The organism is Thioclava sp. F36-6 (genome assembly GCF_002020305.1).
GTDB classification, from domain to species: Bacteria; Pseudomonadota; Alphaproteobacteria; order Rhodobacterales; family Rhodobacteraceae; genus Thioclava; species Thioclava sediminum.
Genome location: NZ_MPZX01000002.1, coordinates 174,952 through 191,364, shown reverse-complemented (window position 1 = coordinate 191,364; position 16,413 = coordinate 174,952). Strand labels below are relative to the sequence as shown.

The 16,413-nt window shown below is 64.6% G+C and carries 15 protein-coding genes; 3 read left to right on the top strand and 12 right to left on the bottom strand.

Annotation, left to right across the window (positions count from 1 at the left end; translation table 11 throughout):
- Window positions 1–102: 102 nt before the first annotated feature.
- Entirely contained in the window at window positions 103–4,854 is a 4,752-nt protein-coding gene (locus tag BMI88_RS08045; protein WP_168173961.1) for an autotransporter domain-containing protein, read from the bottom strand.
- A gap of 499 nt (window positions 4,855–5,353) precedes the next feature.
- Between BMI88_RS08045 and BMI88_RS08040 the strand changes: the two genes are divergently transcribed.
- The 3 genes from BMI88_RS08040 to BMI88_RS08030 are packed head-to-tail and all read left to right on the top strand — an operon-like array spanning window position 5,354 to window position 7,019.
- On the top strand, window positions 5,354–5,866 hold the full coding sequence (locus BMI88_RS08040; protein WP_078547657.1) for a tail fiber protein: 513 nt from the start codon (window positions 5,354–5,356) through the stop codon (window positions 5,864–5,866).
- A gap of 39 nt (window positions 5,867–5,905) precedes the next feature.
- Window positions 5,906–6,445: a tail fiber protein gene (locus tag BMI88_RS08035; RefSeq protein WP_078547655.1), complete on the top strand. Its 540-nt coding sequence runs from the start codon at window positions 5,906–5,908 to the stop codon at window positions 6,443–6,445.
- Between the two features lie 31 nt (window positions 6,446–6,476).
- Complete coding sequence (locus tag BMI88_RS08030; RefSeq protein ID WP_078547653.1) at window positions 6,477–7,019, top strand: tail fiber protein; 543 nt, start codon at window positions 6,477–6,479, stop codon at window positions 7,017–7,019.
- 141 nt (window positions 7,020–7,160) lie between these two features.
- On the opposite strand, the gene BMI88_RS08025 is transcribed toward BMI88_RS08030, so the two are convergent.
- From BMI88_RS08025 to BMI88_RS07975, 11 genes are all read right to left on the bottom strand, one after another.
- Window positions 7,161–8,294, bottom strand: coding sequence for an ABC transporter permease (locus BMI88_RS08025; protein WP_078547650.1), 1,134 nt, complete (start codon window positions 8,292–8,294; stop codon window positions 7,161–7,163).
- Window positions 8,291–9,271: an ABC transporter ATP-binding protein gene (locus BMI88_RS08020; protein WP_078547648.1), complete on the bottom strand. Its 981-nt coding sequence runs from the start codon at window positions 9,269–9,271 to the stop codon at window positions 8,291–8,293. Before BMI88_RS08020 ends, BMI88_RS08025 begins: the two co-directional genes overlap by 4 nt.
- Window positions 9,268–10,221: an HlyD family efflux transporter periplasmic adaptor subunit gene (locus tag BMI88_RS08015; RefSeq protein ID WP_078547646.1), complete on the bottom strand. Its 954-nt coding sequence runs from the start codon at window positions 10,219–10,221 to the stop codon at window positions 9,268–9,270. The genes BMI88_RS08020 and BMI88_RS08015 overlap by 4 nt, the downstream gene beginning before the upstream one ends.
- Window positions 10,214–10,870 carry a TetR/AcrR family transcriptional regulator gene (locus BMI88_RS08010; protein WP_078547644.1) on the bottom strand — a complete coding sequence of 219 codons (657 nt, stop codon included), beginning with the start codon at window positions 10,868–10,870 and terminating at the stop codon, window positions 10,214–10,216. The genes BMI88_RS08015 and BMI88_RS08010 overlap by 8 nt, the downstream gene beginning before the upstream one ends.
- Before the next feature lie 235 nt (window positions 10,871–11,105).
- Entirely contained in the window at window positions 11,106–11,786 is a 681-nt protein-coding gene (locus BMI88_RS08005; RefSeq protein ID WP_078547642.1) for a dihydrofolate reductase family protein, read from the bottom strand.
- A 73-nt stretch (window positions 11,787–11,859) separates the two neighbouring features.
- Window positions 11,860–12,255 carry a cupin domain-containing protein gene (locus tag BMI88_RS08000; protein ID WP_078547640.1) on the bottom strand — a complete coding sequence of 132 codons (396 nt, stop codon included), beginning with the start codon at window positions 12,253–12,255 and terminating at the stop codon, window positions 11,860–11,862.
- 36 nt (window positions 12,256–12,291) lie between these two features.
- Window positions 12,292–12,936 carry an NAD(P)-binding domain-containing protein gene (locus BMI88_RS07995; protein WP_078547638.1) on the bottom strand — a complete coding sequence of 215 codons (645 nt, stop codon included), beginning with the start codon at window positions 12,934–12,936 and terminating at the stop codon, window positions 12,292–12,294.
- 11 nt (window positions 12,937–12,947) lie between these two features.
- Window positions 12,948–13,709 carry a carboxymuconolactone decarboxylase family protein gene (locus BMI88_RS07990; protein WP_078547636.1) on the bottom strand — a complete coding sequence of 254 codons (762 nt, stop codon included), beginning with the start codon at window positions 13,707–13,709 and terminating at the stop codon, window positions 12,948–12,950.
- A gap of 153 nt (window positions 13,710–13,862) precedes the next feature.
- Entirely contained in the window at window positions 13,863–14,726 is an 864-nt protein-coding gene (locus BMI88_RS07985; RefSeq protein WP_078547634.1) for an aldo/keto reductase, read from the bottom strand.
- 182 nt (window positions 14,727–14,908) lie between these two features.
- The gene (locus BMI88_RS07980; RefSeq protein WP_246831848.1) at window positions 14,909–15,838 is read right to left on the bottom strand and encodes a LysR family transcriptional regulator; all 930 of its coding nucleotides are present in this window, start codon (window positions 15,836–15,838) and stop codon (window positions 14,909–14,911) included.
- A 75-nt stretch (window positions 15,839–15,913) separates the two neighbouring features.
- Window positions 15,914–16,369, bottom strand: coding sequence for a cupin domain-containing protein (locus BMI88_RS07975; protein ID WP_078547630.1), 456 nt, complete (start codon window positions 16,367–16,369; stop codon window positions 15,914–15,916).
- Between the last annotated feature and the right edge of the window lie 44 nt (window positions 16,370–16,413).

Genomic DNA, 16,413 nt, shown 5'->3' with positions numbered 1-16,413 from the left:
CGCCCAAGCTGGTCAATGAATGATCCCAGGGCGTCAGGCTGAAACAGGAACGGGGCGAGGATGCACATCCTCGCCCCGTTTGGTTTTCGCTTGTCTCCTGCGTCAGAACTGCTTGGACAGTCTCAGCGAGATACTGTTGCTGTGGCTGTTCGACCCCGAGGTGTTGCGCAGGTCGATGCTGAGCTGCGTGCCGCCCTCGAAGGCGATATTCGTGCCCAGCCCGATCGTGAGCAGGTCCTGATCGGATTGCGGCAGGTTTAGCACATATTGCGAGCCGTTCACCAGATCCGCATAGCTCATCCCCGCGGCGATATCGCGGTTCATCACCCGGTTATATTCCAGCCGGAAGTTCGGCGAGACCGTCCCGAAGCTCGTTTTTCGGGTGAAGCCGCCGCGCAGGCCAAAGTCGAGTTGGGTCGAGCCGAAGCTTTGACGGTCGAAGCTCAGCGCATCGGCCGGGTCCGCAGTGCGCTCGGTAAAGGCATTCAGATGCCCCGAGATCACCTGCATCCCCGCATAGGGCGAGAGCATCCAGTTATCCTGCCGGAACTCCATCCCGGTGCGGACCTGTGCGAAGACCTGAGAGCCATCGCGCGAACCGTAGGCCATATCCGGCCCGCCCGAGATCGCGCGGCGGCTGTCGAAGCCCAGCGTGCCATAGCCCGCAAGCACATCGACAAAGCCGCGTTCGCCGGTGCGGAAGGTTCCGTAGGCCACCGCGTTCACGCTATGCCCGCTGGTCTTCGAACCATCGCTGCCGATATCCGAGCGCCCGTTGCCATAGCCGAGCCCGAGCCCGAGGATCGCATCCGCGCTGGGTTGGTAATCGAGACCTGCGCTGAGCCCGTTGCTATGAAGGTCGATTGCGCCGTCCTTCGTCAGGTTCAGCGTGCCCGCCGTCCAGATCGCGGTTTGCGGGCCGAACAGGTTCTCGGAGGTGCCGCTGGTCGAGACGGATGGGGTCGGCGCAGCAGCTGCGCCACGCGTAGCCCCTCGACTCGGCGCGGGCGTACCGCCCGTCTGGGTCTCGAACGGATCGACCGGGTCGGCAAAACCGCGCGCGCGGGTCACGCTGGGAATGCCGAGACGCGCGCCGAAACTGTCGCGCAGGCCATTGCCGTCGCGCAGCGCTTCGAGATGCGAGGAGAAGTTCCCGATCTGCGTGCGGGCGAATTGCATCGCCATCGTGTTCTGCGCGGTCACGATCCCGATCACATCCGGATCCTGTGTCGGATCGGGGGCCACCTCGACCAGAACCGTCAGCGTGGCGCTGCCCGGCGCGTAGCTCGCATTGCCGGCGGTCGTGCCGGTGATCTGGCAGCTACCCGCCGCGACCGGCGTGACCACGGCGCCGCTAAGCGTGCAGACCGAAGGTGTCGCGTTGCTCAGCGTCACGGTCAGGCCGGAGCTCGCCGTCGCGGTGGCTGCGAAAGGCGCACTGCCGATCCGCACCGGAGAGCTGACCGGGGCGAAGGTGATCGTATCGGTCTGGCGCGCCACGGTGGCGGTGATGGTGTAGCTTTGCGTCGCGATCCCATCGGCTGCGGTGGCTACCACGGTGATCGTGTTCGCCCCCGTCGCCAGCGAGACCGGCGCCGAGGCGCTGCCCGAGGCGGTCGCATTGCCGTTCACGGTGAGGCTCGCGCCGCTATCCGTGGCCGTCGGCGTGACGGTGATCGAGCCCGTGCCATAGGGCAGGTCCACCGAATAGCCGCTCGTGCCCGAACTGAACCCGGGGCTCAACGTGCCCTGGCTCACGCTCAGCGCCGAGAGCGTCGCGACATTCGACAGATAGGCGAACTGATCCGCGCTGGTGGCGCTCGAGGTGCCGCCCGGCGCGGTCACACTCACATGCACCGTGCCCGTGCCCGAAGGCGCGGTCGCGGTGATCTGGCTGTCGGAATTGACGGTGAAGCCGCTCGCGGCCTTCCCCCCGAAGCTGACCGCCGTCGCGCCGGTGAAATCGCTTCCCGTCAGCGTGACGGAGGTGCCACCGCTGGCCGACCCCTGTGCCGGGCTGATCGCGGTGATCGTGGGGGCGGCGCGCTGGATCGCGACGGTGATCGTTGCGCTTTGGAAACTCGCATTCGGCGCGCTTGAATCATGGCCGCTTACGGTGAAGCTGTAGCTGCCATTGACGCTGGGCGTGCCGCTGAGCGTGCCGGTGGGTGAGAGCGACAGCCCCGGCGGGAATGAGCCGGTCTTCGCAGCGGTGTCGAACGTGTAGGGCCCGGTGCCGCCCGAGACGCTCAGCGTGGCCGCGAAGCTCGTGCCGACCTGCCCATCGGACAGCGCGCCCGAAGTGACGGTGAAGGTGGGCGCCGAGACGGTGATCGTGACCGTCGCAGGGGCGGATGTGCCCGTCGCGTTCGTGCCGGTATAGGTGAAGCTGTCCGCGCCGTGATAGCCCGCCGTGGGCGTATAGCTGATCGTGGTGCCGCTCACCTTGGTCGAGCCGTGGCTGGGCCCGGAGGCGACCGTGACCGATGTCGCCGCGCCGCCGGAGAAGTTCAGCGGCACCGCGTTGTCGGTCGAGCCATATCCTGCGGTGAGGCTCACGGCATTCGCGGTCGGCGCCGCCAGCGGCGAGACGCTGTTCGACGCGGCCAAGGCCGGGCCGGTGCCCGCAGAGTTGGTCGCGGTGACGGTGAAGTTGTAGCTGGTTCCGTTCGTGAGGCCGTTCACCGTGATCGGTGAACTGGTCCCAGTTCCGGTGAACCCGCCCGGTGTGGAGGTCACGGTGTATCCGGTGATCGTCGCGCCGCCATCGGAACCGGGCGGGGTGAAGCTGATCTCGGCCTGTCCATCTCCCGCCGTCGCGGTGCCGATCGTCGGCGCGCCCGGCACGACCGCGTTCACGGCGAAGCTCTGCGTGACGGTCGGGGCGGGGTTATAGGTGCTGTCGCCCGCCTGATCGGCGTCGATCGAGCAGGTGCCGGTCGAGGCGAAGGTCAGCGCGCCACCTGCGGTGATGGTGCAGACCCCGGTTGTGGTCGACGAGAAGCTGACCGGCAGGCCGGAGGACGCGGTTGCGTTCAGCGTCGGCGAGGTGCCGTAATCCTGCGCGCCCGGATTGGCGAAACTGATGGTTTGGCCCGCCGTCGGCGTGACGCTGTTCGAGGGCGCTGAGAACCCGGCCGATCCGTAGCCGTTATCGGCGCTGACCGTGAACGTATAAGCCGTACCGGCGGTCAATCCGTTGACGGTGATCGACGTGCTGGTGCCATTCGCGGTTTTGTTTCCAGGTGAAGACACCACCGTGTAATCCAGGATCGGCGCGCCCCCGCTGTCGGTGGGTGGGGTGAAGCTGACGGTGGCGCTCTCGACGCCGGCGACGGCTGTGACATTCGTCGGCGGAGGGGTCGTGGTCGGGTTGACCGTGAAACTCTGCGTGACGGTTTGCGCCGCAAGATAGCTGCCATTGCCCGCCTGATCGGCGTCGATCGAGCAGGTGCCCGCCGAGACGAATGTCAGCGCACCGCCCGAGGTGATCGTGCAGACGCCGGTGGTGGTCGAAGAGAAGCTGACCGTCAGGCCGGACGAAGCGGTTGCGCTCAGCGTCGGCGAGGTGCCGTAGGTCTGCGCGCCTGGATTGGCGAAGGTGATCGTCTGTGCAGCCTTCGGCGTAACCGCGTTCGAGGGGCTGGACGCCGGGCTCGTTCCGACGGAATTCGCTGCGGTTACGGTGAAGCTGTAGCTGGTGCCGTTCGTGAGGCCCGTTACCGTAATCGGCGAGCTGCTCCCGGTACCGGTGAACCCGCCCTGCGTGGAGGTCACGGTGTATCCGGTGATCGTCGCGCCGCCATCGGAGGCGGGCGGGGTGAAGCTGACCTCGGCCTGCCCATCGCCCGCCGTCGCGGTGCCGATCGTCGGCGCGCCCGGCACAACCGCGTTCACGGCGAAGCTCTGCGTGACGGTCGGGGCGGGGTTATAGGCGCCATTGCCCGCCTGATCGGCGTCAATCGTACAGGTGCCGGTCGAGATAAAAGTCAGAGCGCCGCCCGAGGTGATCGTGCAGACCCCGGTGGTGGTCGAAGAGAAGCTGACCGTCAGGCCGGACGAAGCGGTTGCGCTTAGCGTCGGCGAAGTGCCGTAGGTTTGCGCGCCCGGATTGGCGAAGGTGATCGTCTGAGTGGCCTTCGGGGTCACCGCGTTCGAGGGGCTGGAAGCCGGGCTCGTCCCGAAGTTATTCGTCGCGGTGACGGTGAAGGTATAGCTGGTGCCGTTCGTGAGGCCGTTCACCGTGATCGGAGAAGTGGTCCCGGTTCCGGTGAACCCGCCCGGCGTCGCGGTCGCGGTGTAGCCGGTGATCGGGTCGCCGCCATTCGAGGCCGGGGCGGAGAAGCTGACCTGCGCGCTGCCATCGCGGGCCGTGGCCGAGACATTCGTCGGCGCATCCGGCGCGGTCGCGGGGGCCGGGAAGGTGAATGTGACGGTGTAGGTGGTATCGGTTGTGGTGTTTCCGCCCGACGAGATGCCCGTCGCATAATACAGGGGGACGCTGAAGCCGCTGGCCACATAGGTCGTCGGAGCGGTGTCCAGAGTGACCGTGTAAGTCGGGAAAATATAGATGCCGGAGCTTGTGTCGAGATTCGGGGATACCGTGATCACCGCGCCTGAATTCGGATCCGTGAAGGTCTGGCTCGTGATCTGATTATTAACCGTGTCGCCCTGGATCGGCCAATAGGCGTTCGCGTTGACACCCGTCGCGTCATAGAGGCCATATTGGACATCGAGACATTCCGCACTCACGTCGAGCGTCTTTGTCGAACCCTGCCCGCCATCCAATAACAGTGTCGTGCCGGTGCCGCAGGCGGCCAGAGAGGCGCTCGCCCCGGCGGTTGTCAGAAGCACACCCGCCAGAAGTCGCAGAATGAAAATCTGGACGGTCGAAATTCGCGTTATGCGAGAAAATCGGTTGGATGCCTGATTGACGGCGCATGCAATGCGACCGCTCAGCGTCAATGCCCTGAACATATCTTGTTGTCCCCACTGAAATTGCAGCGTGGCCCGGACGCATCAAAGAAAATCGTCTGAAAATCCCCGTGGGGCAATTGGTAAAATAATGCGCGAGTCTCTGCTCCCTGATGTTGACGCTATGTCGCGTATTAATTTTCGTCAATCTTTAGCGCGTATTGCCGGTATCTTGCCGAAATGTGCCGACAGGGCTGTGGCGCGAAGAGCGCAGTCGCCGGGTGGCCAGGGGACGCCATCTGCAGCGCTCTCGCGCGCGCATCGCGAGCTCCCGTTTGGGTAATTTGTCAATATAGCGACACAACACATAGTTGTAAGTTGTCGCAGGACATGTTCGCCCGTAGCCTCGCCTTAGAGGAGAATTCAAGGGAACAGTTCGATGGAACCATTTCTGGGCATGATCATGCCCGTAGCCTTCGATTTCGCGCCGCAGGGCTGGGCGTTGTGTAATGGACAGTTGATGAGCATCGCGCAGTATTCGGCGCTATTCTCGCTTCTCGGGACCGAGTTCGGCGGGGACGGGCGGACGACGTTCGGCCTCCCCGATCTTCGTGGGCGCAGCCCGCGCGGTGCCACCATGCAGGCGCGCGGGCAAAAACCGGGGAGCGAGGCGGTCACGCTCACGGACGCCACGATGCCCAGCCACAGCCACCCTTTCGTGGCCTCGCAGCTGGCGATCGCGGGACGTGCGCCGATTGCGCCCGACGACATGGTGATCGCTTCGGGCAATATTCCCGCTGGCAATCTCTATGGCAGCGCCGAGGCGCCGGTCGCGCTGGCGCAGACCAATATCGGTCACACGGGCGGCGGCATTGCGCATCCCAACATGCAGCCCTCGCTTTGCGTCAATTACGTCATCGCCCTCCAGGGCATCTTCCCGCAGCGCGCGTAAAGCGCGCAACGGATCCGCCGGAACGGAGAGGATATATTCATGGACCCCATTGTCGGACAAATCACGCTGTTTGCCTTCCCGCGCACGCCGCGCGGCTGGCTCAGCTGTCAGGGGCAGTTGTTGCCCATCAACCAATATCAGGCGCTGTTCTCGCTTATCGGAACCCAATATGGCGGCGACGCCGTCACGACTTTCGGCGTGCCGGATCTGCGCGGGCGTATTCCGCTCGGTATGGGACACGCGCCGGGGCTCTCGGTCTACAAGGTCGGCGACAAGGTCGGGGAGGAGACGGTCACGCTGAGCGTCGCGGAGATGCCGTCGCATTCCCACGCGATCCAGGCGTCGAGCCAGAGCCCGGCAGCCAACGCGACCGCCGTGCCCGGCCCGGAGGTCGAGTTCGCAACTGCAGATGGCACGGGTGTCACGCGCTACTCGGCCCAGCCCGGTGGCGCGCCCGCGACGCTGAATCCGGCCTCGATCGGGTCGAGCGGTGCGTCCCACCCGCACCAGAACATGATGCCGACCACTGTGATGAACTACTGCATCGCCTATGACGGTATTTACCCGCCGCGCTCGTAAGCGCGCCCGGTCTTTTCGGAAAGGACAGGATATGGACCCCATTCTTTGCACGGTCATGCCATTTCCCTACAATTTCATCCCCAAGGGTTGGATGCCTTGTGACGGGCAGGTCTTGCCGATGTCACAATACTCGGCGGTCTACTCGTTGATCGGGACGACCTATGGCGGGGACGGGCGCACGACCTTCGGGCTGCCCAATCTCAACGGAGGCAGTGGTTCGCCGTTGAGCGTCGTTGCCGGACAGGGCGTAGGGCCGGGGCTTACCCCTCGCGCGCTCGGCCAGCGGGTGGGCAGCGATACGGTGACGCTGACCGAAGCCGATCTGCCGCCGCATTCGCATTCGCTTTCGGTGTTTCCTGAAGGCACGGATGCGAGTGCCGCGCCGACTGCAGGCGATACCTGGATCTCGACGGGGGCCAATGGCTATACCGGCACGCCGATCCAGGATGCGACCAGCTTCGCGCCCGGCGCGATCGCACCCACTGGCGGCAGCCAGCCGCATGAGAACGACCAGCCGACGCTAGGGCTCGTCTATTGCATCGCCATGCAGGGAATCTACCCGAGCTTCGACTGAAAACTCAGCGCTCCCTGCGAGGCGCGCGGCTTGCAATTCAAAGGGGCGGTCGCAGCGCGGCGCGCCCCTTTTTCGTGGGATGAGGTGCCGTGAGAGATCGCGACGCGCTCCGACCTGATCCGAACCCCTTGCCGAAGCGGCTCAATCCAGCGTCTGCCGATAGCGCAGCATCGAGATCAGCATGATCACCACGCCGATTATAGCGATCGCCCGCAAGTCGCCGGTGATGTCGGCTAGGTGGGCGCCTTTCAGCATCACCTTGCGCACGATGCGCAGGAAATGTGTGGCGGGGATCGCCGAGCCGATCACCTGCGCCCAGCCGGGCATGCCGGCGTAGGGAAACATGAAACCCGAGAGCAGGATCGTGGGCAGGATCGTCATGAAGCTCGCCTGCATCGCCTGCATCTGGGTGCGCACGAGGGTCGAGATCAGGAAGCCGAGGGCGAGGTTCACCACGATGTAGAGGTTGAAGCCGATGAAGAAGGCCAGTCCCGATCCGAGGAACGGCACCCCGAACAGAAGCTTCCCGGCGATCAGGAACACGACGGTCTGGATGTAGCCGATCACGACATAGGGCAGGATCTTGCCCAGCATCACCTCAAGCGGCCGGACCGGCGTCGCGATCAGGGTTTCCATCGTGCCGCGCTCTGTCTCGCGCACGATCGCGATGGCGGTGATCAGCACCATCGTCATCGCGAGGATCACGGCGATCAGGCCGGGCACGATGTTCAGCGAGGTTTTGCTCGCCGGGTTGAATTGCTTGTGCACCACGACCGAGAAGGGCGGCGGTTGCCCTGCGACCGGGGCGAGGGGGCCCTGGAAGGTCTGCTTCACCGCAGTGTCGATGATCCCCGACAGCGCGCCGACAGCGGTGCCCACGGCCGTCGGGTCGGACGCGTCGGCGCTGACGAGCAGTTTCGGCGACAGGCCTCGCACGATGTCGCGCTCGAAATTGGGCGGAATGACCACGACGAAATTTGCCGTGCCGTCGCGGAGCGCCTGATCGCCTTCCTCAGCGCTGGTCACGATGCCCTCGAATTTTAAATAATCCGAGGTCTCCATGCCCGACAGCACCGCACGCGCCACCGGGCTTTCATCGGCCATCTCGATCAGGGTCGGCAGGTGATGCGGGTCGGAATTGATGATGTAGCCGAACATGACCAGCTGCAGGATCGGGATGCCGATCATCATCGCGAAGGTCATCCGGTCGCGCCGCATCTGGATGAATTCCTTGTAGAGCACCGCTCCGAAACGCGAGACCGAGAACCAGCTCATGGCGAGGGGCCTCCGTTGACACCGAAATTGTCAGCCGCGGTCGCCATCAGGTAGATGAAGACCTCTTCAAGCTCGGCCTCTTTCTTCTCCCATTTGCGCGCGTCGTTTTCCCCGCGCTTTTCAGCGACAACCGCGTCGAGCCCGGCGCTGTCGGTCGAGGAGACATGAAGCTGGGCGCCGAAGCGCGCGACCTGTTCGACCCGCGGATCGGCGCGCAGCTCTTCCTCCAACTGGATCAAGTCCGGGCCGGAAACCCGCCATGTCGTCAGGCCGACCTGATGCGGGATCTCGGCCGCGGGGCCGTCGATCAGCTTCTTCCCATAGGCGATGTAGGCGATGTAATCGCATTGCACGGCCTCATCCATGTAATGCGTCGAGACCAGCACCGTGACGCCCTGTTTGCTGAGCTGGCGGATCTCGTCCCAGAAGTCGCGCCGCGCCTTCGGGTCGACCCCGGCGGTGGGTTCGTCGAGAAGCAGGAGCGCGGGTTTGTGCTGCATGCAGGCGGCCAGTGCCAGACGCTGTTTCCAGCCCCCCGACAGAGTGCCCGCCAGCTGCTTGCCGCGCCCTTCGAGGCCAAGCGTCCGCAGGGTCTCGTCCACCACTTTCTTGCGGTTCTTCACCCGATACATCCGCGCCATGAAGTCGAGGTTCTCGCGGATCGTCAGGTCGCCATAGAGCGAGAACTTCTGCGTCATGTAGCCGACGTTTTCCTTGATCGCGCGCGCCTCCTTGTGGATGTCGTAGCCAAGGGTGTGACCTTCGCCGCCATCGGGGGTGAGCAGGGCGCACATCATCCGGATCGTGGTGGTCTTCCCCGAACCGTTGGGCCCGATGAAGCCGTAGATCGCGCCTTTGGGCACTGACATATCGACCGCGTTTACCACCTTCTTGCCGTTGTAGATCTTCGTGAGCCCCTTCACGACGATCGCGGGCTCGCTCTGGGTGCTCACGCTCTCGGCGGGTGTCGTGTTCATTGCAGCCGCCTCAGGCTGACAGGCTGGCCCGGCAGGAGCGACGCGCCCGCCGGAATGCGCGCCTCGGCGCGGAACACGAGCCGCGAGCGCTCTTCGCGCGAATAGATGATCGGCGGCGTGTATTGCGGCTCGGAGGCCATCTTGCTGATCGTCACCTTGATGCCCGGATCGCAGCCGTCGCATTCCATTTCCAGCTGATCGCCAATGGCGAAATCCGCGCGCTCGGCCTCGGGCAGGAAGAACAGGACCTTGAGCGCGTTCGGCGGCAGGATCGACAGCACGGGCGACCCGGCAGCGGCCACTTCACCGGCTTTGTAATAGACCGTCTCGATCCGACCGGCCACGGGGGCGGTAACCGTCATGTCATCCAGCTGCGACCGGGCGAGATCGGCATCAGCCTGCGCCGCCTCGAGCGTTTTCTGGGCGGCCAGAACCTGCGCACTGCGCGCGGGCAGGGCCGCCACTTCGAGCTGGGCTTTGAGCTGGGCCACCTGCGCCTCGGCCTCTTCCAGCGCGGCGCGGTCGACATCCACCTTGGCCTGCGCGACGATCTCGCGGGCGAACAGGTCCTCGGTGCGTTTCAGCGCGGATTCCGCGAGATTACGATGGGCGATGGCTTGCTCCAGCGAGGCCTTGATCACGTCGATCTCGGCGTCGCGCGATCCGGTCTCGAGGTTGTTGAGATTGGCGCTCGCGGTGCCGATCTTGGCCTCGGCCGCCCGCAGCGCCGCCTGCTGTTTCGTCGAATCCATATCAAACAGGAACTGATCGGCCTTCACGCTGTCGCCTTCGATCGCCGCCAGCGTCTTTATGCGTCCGGTGACCGAGGGGGCGACATAGACGTATTCGCCCTCCACATAGCCCGAGTAATGCGGCACCGGGGCGTCCCCATAGCCGGGAATGATCGCGGTGAGCAGGGCGCTGATCCACGCAACAATGGTATCAAGCATCGGTCGAACCCTCCGGTGACAGGAAAACGCCGTGGAATAGAATGTCGAGGTGGTTCTCGATCAGCTGATCGAGCGACAGCCCGCCCTCCGGCACGACGTCGAAGATCTCCGCAAGCAGAAGATGGACGACGATCGGGCCGATGATCGAGCGCAGGGTCAGTTCGGGATCGACCGGGCGCAGTTGGCCCGAGGCGATGCCCTGTCGGATGATTTCGGTGGCGGCGGGCAGGACGTGGTCGAACACCTCGCGCCGATACATCGCGGCGATCTCGGGGGCGACGACGGCCTCGCGGATCACGACCTTGGGCACCGCCAGCACTTTCGGATCCCCGAGCGAGGTCGCGATGAGCGAGAACAGCGCGCGCAGCGTGGCGCGCGCGTCGTCGGAGGTCGGTTCGACAAGGGCCTGCGCCCGCGTGGCGATCGGAGACACCGCCCGGCGCACCAAGCCTTCGAGGATCGCCTGTTTCGACGGGAAGTAGAGATAGACGGCGCCCTTGGAGAGCCCCGCCGTCTTGGCGATCTGCGCCACCGACGTATGGGCGTAACCCTTCTCATCGAAGAGCGAGAGCGCCGCGTCGAGCACCTCGTCAGGCCGCGCCTCTGCGCGACGTCGAAATTTGGGCTCGGGCGAGTCGGGATCTGTCATGGGCAGAAAATAACTGACCGGTCAGTCAGTAGCAAGATTTTTGACTCAAATCCCTATGTCTTTCGACAGCTTTAGGAAAAAGGCGAGGGGGGGGTAGGCCCGACGCCGTTAGTCTTTCGTGGAAGTTGAAGGGAAAATCGCTCAAGGCCGACAGGCGCAGTTTTGCCATGCCTCGCTGAGCGTTGCGCCGCCCCGAGCGCAACGATGCCTCGCGGGGCTGTGGGGCAAGCCTGTCTCAGCTTTCCCTGCTCACGCGGTGGCGAAGCCAGACGATCCCATTCTCCAGCGTCTCGGCCTGCACCAGCTCCAGCGATTGCGCGGGGCCGGTGCCTTGTTCGTAGATCACGGGCGCGCCGCTATTGCCGTCGATCAGGGGCAGGATCAGGGTGCTGGTCGCGTCGATCAAACCTTTGGCGAGGAAGGTGCCGTTCAGCGTGCCGCCGCCTTCCAGCAGCAGCCGGTCGATCCCGAACCCCTCGGCGATGCGGCTCAGCGCGTCTTCGATATCGTCACCGTCGGGGCCGCCGAACACGACCGAGATTCCGCGGTCTATCAACCGCTCGACATGCGCCTGCGCGACGCGCTCGGAGAGCACGATCGCCATATGGTCGCCCTCGAGTTCGTCCGTATCCGGCAAGAGCCGCCCCTTTCGGTCGAATACGATGCCGAGGGTGCGGCCCGCCAGATCCGCCAGTCGATCGGGGCGCGGGGTGGGCGCGGGGTCGAGCATCGGTTCGACATGCGGCACCCAGCCTTCGAGCGAGGCGCGCCCGATGATCCAGCCTTGCCCCTCCAGACGCGCACCGACCGCATCGTAGATCGTCAGCAATTCGTCTTCGGAATAGGGCCACCCTTCGGTCTTCAACCGTCCGTCGAGCGTGGTGATCATGTGGCAAGTGATATGCGGCCGGGGCATTGCGGGGCCTTTTTTGGACAATTCGGGGGAAGAAGAAAGAGAAGGCCGAGCCGCGCAGGCCCGGCCTTCAAGGTCAGCCGTTATAGTCTTCGTCGGCGACTTTCTCGAGCCAGGTGACGGGCGAGCCGTCGATGCTTTCCTGCACCGCGATATGGCTCATTGCGGTCTGGGACGAGGCGCCGTGCCAGTGCTTTTCGCCTGCCGGGAACCACACGACATCGCCCTGGCTGATCTCTTCGACGGGGCCGCCTTCGCGCTGAACGCGGCCGCGCCCGAAGGTGACGATCAGGGTCTGGCCTGCCGGGTGGGTGTGCCATGCGGTGCGCGCGCCGGGCTCGAAGGTGACATGGCTGCCCGAGGTGCGGCCGGGCTCTTCGGCCTGAAACAGCGGATCGACGCGGACGGTGCCGGTGAACCAGTCTTCGGGGCCCTGCATCGAGGCGTTGGTGCCGGAGCGAATGATTTTCATGGGAAAACTCCTTTCTTGGGGTAGGGACGCGCGGGCTTAGTCGCGCAGTTTTTCGAAACGATATGTCAGGGCGGGACCGCCGGGTTGCCCATAGGCTAGCTCGGCGGTGACCATTGCAAAGGGTTCGACGAAGCGCCCGGTGCGCAGCCCGCCCGCATCAACCGGCGTAAAGCCGATATCTTCGATCAGCCCGCGGGCGATGGATTTCGCGCCGTCGTCATCGCCGTAGGTCAAAAGCTGCGGCGGGTCGGCTTGTCCCTTGCGGGCGAAGACCGGGGCGAAGCTCTCGGAGGGAGAGGTGTTGAATGTGGCCACCCAGCGCGCATCGGGGCGCATGGCGGCGAGTTGCTCGGCCCCGGAGGTCTTGGGGCCGAGCACGAGATCGCTATTGCTCGCATCGAGCGGAACGCAGCAGTTGAGCACCACCTGACCTGCCATGTCGCCAGCCTGAGACAGCACATCTTCGACCCGGCTCCAATGCACGGCGAGCAGGATCGCATCCGCATCCGCATCCGCGACCGCCTCGGCCACGGAAGTCGCGCACCCGCCGGTCTCGGCGGCGAGCCGCTCCAGCTTGGCCTGACTGCGCGAATAGGCGAAGCGCAGCTCGTGGCCGCATTGCGCCCAGATCCGTCCGAGCTTTGCGCCCATCAGTCCCGATCCGAGAATGGCGATCTTCATGGCAGGGTCCTTTATTCGGCGCGTTTCTCGAAGACGTCCTTGGCCACCGGCAGGGCGGAGAAGACTTTGGGCCAGCCCGCGTAGAAGGCCAGATGCGAGAGCATCGCGCCCGCTTCCTCCTGCGTCAGCCCGTTATCCATCGCGCGGTTGAGGTGGAAGGTCATCTGCTCGGGCTGGCCCGCCGCGATCAGGGCCGCGACGGTGACCATCGACCGGTCGCGCGGCGCGAGGTCGGGACGCAGCCAGAGGTCGCGGAACAGAAGCTCGCGCGTGTTGTCGACCACGCCCATCGAGACGTCGCCATAGGTGCCGCGCACGAAACTCTCGCGCGATTCCTCGGCCTCCTCATCGAGCGGCAGCAGATCGACCTCTGCGCCGGGAAGGCTGTCCGCGGCGATCCCGCGCGCCTCATAGACCGGGGCCATCGCCTCGGCCGCGGCGGTCGCATTGCCCCAGCCGGTGTAGAAGGCGAGATGGGTGACGGTTTCCGACAGTTCGGCAGGCGTCACGCCGCTATCGAGCGCGAGTTCGACGAAACGCTCGAGGTTTCCTGTCTCGTGGCGGGTCATCAGCGCCGCGAAGGTCACGAGCGAGCGGTCCCGCATGGACAGCTGTTCGCCGGTCCAGACCGAGCCGAGAAGATCATTGCTGGAATAGGCCTCGAGCGCGGGGGCCGCGCGGCCAACGGCGTCGGGGATGGTGCGATCGAGCGCCTCGCCGGAGGCCGAGGACGCAATCAGGGCGAAAGCAGAAGCTGCAAAACGGGTTTTCATATCATCTCTCCTGTCGGGTTGATCTTGTCCTTCAGAGATGGGGGAGGCGGCGTTCAGGTTAATGCCGCATCAAGCCAAGTCACTCATGAGCGAGATTCATCGAAAGGCCTGAAAGGCACCGCCGGGACAGGCCCGGCAGTGCGATGGTCTGGCTTAAAGCTGCCCGCCATAGACGGGGAACATGCTCGCCTCGCCGTAATCCTTGATCTCCTCGACCGATTTCAGCGCCTCCATGTCGGCGTCGGAAATCTCGAAATCGAGCGCCGCATTGGAGCGCATGTGATCGGGATTGGCGGTCTTCGGCAGCGCGACCATGCCCAGTTGCAGCACGTAGCGGATCGACAGCTGCGGAACGCTGACGCCGTATTTCTCGGCCATCGCCTTGATCTCGGCATTGTCGAGGATCTGGCCGTGACCGATCGGCGAATAGGCCTCGGCCACCATTCCGCGGCTCTGGATATAGTCGATCAGCTCGAAGGGCGTGTTCGACACATGCGCGAGGATCTGGTCGATCATCGGCTTGACCTTGGCGTTGTCGAGCAGGTTGTCGAGATCCGCCTTTTCGAAGTTCGACACGCCGATCGCGCGCAGCTTGCCGGCCTCATAGGCCTCTTCCAGCGCGCGCCACGCTTCGAGGTTGCCCTCGAAGTAGCCATCGTCGCCGTGGAACTCGGTCCAGGGCTTCGGGCTGTGGATGATCATCAGGTCGATCTTGTCGAGCCCGAGCGTCTCGAGCGAGCCGTCGATGGCGGCTTTCGCGTCAGCATAGTTCTTGATGCCCGCGTCGAGCTTCGTGGTCAGGAAAATCTCGTCGCGCGGAACACCGCAATTGCGGATGCCTTCGCCGACGCCACGCTCGTTGCCATAGGCCTGCGCGGTATCGATATGGCGATAGCCCATCTCGACGGCGGCCTTCACCGCATCGGCCACCTTGTCATCGTCGATCATCCAGGTGCCAAGGCCCAGTTTCGGGATCTCGACGCCATTGGGGAGGGTAAGGGTTTCGTTCAGGATCATGTCTGGCTCCTTGCATTGGAGTGCGCCACGCCCCTCATTTTTCAAGAGCACGGCTTCGGTTCATGTCCTGCAATCTAAGGTGAGCGGCGCGGGAGGATAATCGACGGAATTTTTATAGCACTCATGAGTTCTCTGCATGAATGCGCACGTTCATTCAATCAGGCGTGATAATAGGGAGCCGCTCAACTCCGCATGCGCAGGGCTTCCAGCACGGCGCCGAAGGCCGAGGAGGGGCGCTGACGGCTGGGGTAATAAAGGTGAAAACCTGGGAAAAAGGGGCAATATTCCTCGAGGCAGGCTTGCAGGGCGCCGCTTTCCAGATGGGGCGCGGCGAGCCGATCCGGCACCAGCGCCAGCCCGTGCCCATCCAGCGCCGCGTGCTGCACCAACCCGATCGTGTTGAAACAGGCCTGACCGGAGACCTTTACCCGGATCTCGTGGCCCTCGGCATCCTCGAATTCCCAGGCATAAAGCGCGCCATGCGTCGCCAGCCGCAGGTTGATACAGTTATGCTCGCTCAGATCATGCGGGGTCTGCGGCACGCCAGCCGCTTCGAAATAGGGCGGCGCGCCAACACAGAGCATCCGTTCGTCCGGGCCAATCCTTGTGGCGATCATCCCCTCGCTCACGCTGTCGCCATAGCGCACCCCGGCATCGCATTGCGCCGAGGCCAGATCGGTGAAGCCGTAATCCATCACCAGTTCGACATTGATCGAAGGGTATTGCTTGAGCAGCGGCGAGAGCTTCGGCCAAAGCACCGTCTCGATCGCGTAATCGGTGGAGACGATGCGCACCGTGCCCGTGGGCTGGTCCTGCGCGTCGTCGAGCGCGCGCAGCCGCGCCTCGATCATCTCGAAACAGGGGTTGAGCGTCGCCAGAAGATCCTCGCCCTCGAGCGTCGGCGCGACCGAGCGCGTCGTGCGCGTCAGCAGCCGCAGGCCCAGCCGTTGCTCCAGCGCCTTGATCGTGTGGCTCAGCGCCGATTGCGACACGTTGAGCCGCGCCGCAGCTTTGGTGAAGCTGCGCTCTTCGGCGACGGCGGCCAGGGCGATCAGATCGTTGATATTCTCGCGCAGCATGAGGGAGGCCTCGCTGAATGTTGGTGTCGCCATCGGGCGGGTCTCCCTCACGATATATGCGCGTGGTTCATGACGTCCACGGATTATTCAGCCGTGGATCAGGCGACGTCACTCCAGATAATCCGCGTCGCTCACCTTCTCGCCCCAGGTCACGGCGGAGCCATCTACCACCTGCTGGATCGCGAAATGCGTCACGTGGGTCTTGTCGGTCGCGCCATGCCAATGCTCGATGCCCGGCGGGCACCAGATGACGTCGCCTGCCTGCATCAGCTGTTTGGGCTGGCCGCGTTCCTGCACCCAGCCGGAGCCTGCCGTCACGACGAGTTTCTGGCCCGCCGGATGGGTGTGCCAAGCCGAACGCGCGCCGGGAAGGAAGGTCACTTCGCCCGCGCTCACATCGCCCATGTCGGGGCCGAAGACGGGGGCGACGAGGGCGGTGCCGGTGAAGGTGTCAGAGCTGCCGATCGTGGCTGCGCGGCTCTCCGCCGGGGTCAGTTCCATCGACTGCGCAACGGCGGCGGGGGCGGCGAGAAGGACGGCGAGCGTCGTGAAGGTGCGGATCATCAGGGGTCTCCCTTGGATTGCGTTTCAGTGGCAAGGCCGTGATC

Bases quoted from the DNA above. Each gene is read 5' to 3' on its own strand.
- BMI88_RS07995 (WP_078547638.1), bottom strand. From the start codon at position 12,936: ATGAAGATCGCCATTCTCGGATCGGGACTGATGGGCGCAAAGCTCGGA.
- BMI88_RS07975 (WP_078547630.1), bottom strand. From the start codon at position 16,369: ATGATCCGCACCTTCACGACGCTCGCCGTCCTTCTCGCCGCCCCCGCC.
- BMI88_RS07980 (WP_246831848.1), bottom strand. From the start codon at position 15,838: ATGGCGACACCAACATTCAGCGAGGCCTCCCTCATGCTGCGCGAGAAT.
- BMI88_RS08020 (WP_078547648.1), bottom strand. From the start codon at position 9,271: ATGAACACGACACCCGCCGAGAGCGTGAGCACCCAGAGCGAGCCCGCG.
- BMI88_RS08035 (WP_078547655.1), top strand. From the start codon at position 5,906: ATGGACCCCATTGTCGGACAAATCACGCTGTTTGCCTTCCCGCGCACG.
- BMI88_RS07990 (WP_078547636.1), bottom strand. From the start codon at position 13,709: ATGAAAACCCGTTTTGCAGCTTCTGCTTTCGCCCTGATTGCGTCCTCG.
- BMI88_RS08010 (WP_078547644.1), bottom strand. From the start codon at position 10,870: ATGACAGATCCCGACTCGCCCGAGCCCAAATTTCGACGTCGCGCAGAG.
- BMI88_RS08030 (WP_078547653.1), top strand. From the start codon at position 6,477: ATGGACCCCATTCTTTGCACGGTCATGCCATTTCCCTACAATTTCATC.
- BMI88_RS08040 (WP_078547657.1), top strand. From the start codon at position 5,354: ATGGAACCATTTCTGGGCATGATCATGCCCGTAGCCTTCGATTTCGCG.
- BMI88_RS07985 (WP_078547634.1), bottom strand. From the start codon at position 14,726: ATGATCCTGAACGAAACCCTTACCCTCCCCAATGGCGTCGAGATCCCG.
- BMI88_RS08005 (WP_078547642.1), bottom strand. From the start codon at position 11,786: ATGCCCCGGCCGCATATCACTTGCCACATGATCACCACGCTCGACGGA.
- BMI88_RS08025 (WP_078547650.1), bottom strand. From the start codon at position 8,294: ATGAGCTGGTTCTCGGTCTCGCGTTTCGGAGCGGTGCTCTACAAGGAA.
- BMI88_RS08000 (WP_078547640.1), bottom strand. From the start codon at position 12,255: ATGAAAATCATTCGCTCCGGCACCAACGCCTCGATGCAGGGCCCCGAA.
- BMI88_RS08015 (WP_078547646.1), bottom strand. From the start codon at position 10,221: ATGCTTGATACCATTGTTGCGTGGATCAGCGCCCTGCTCACCGCGATC.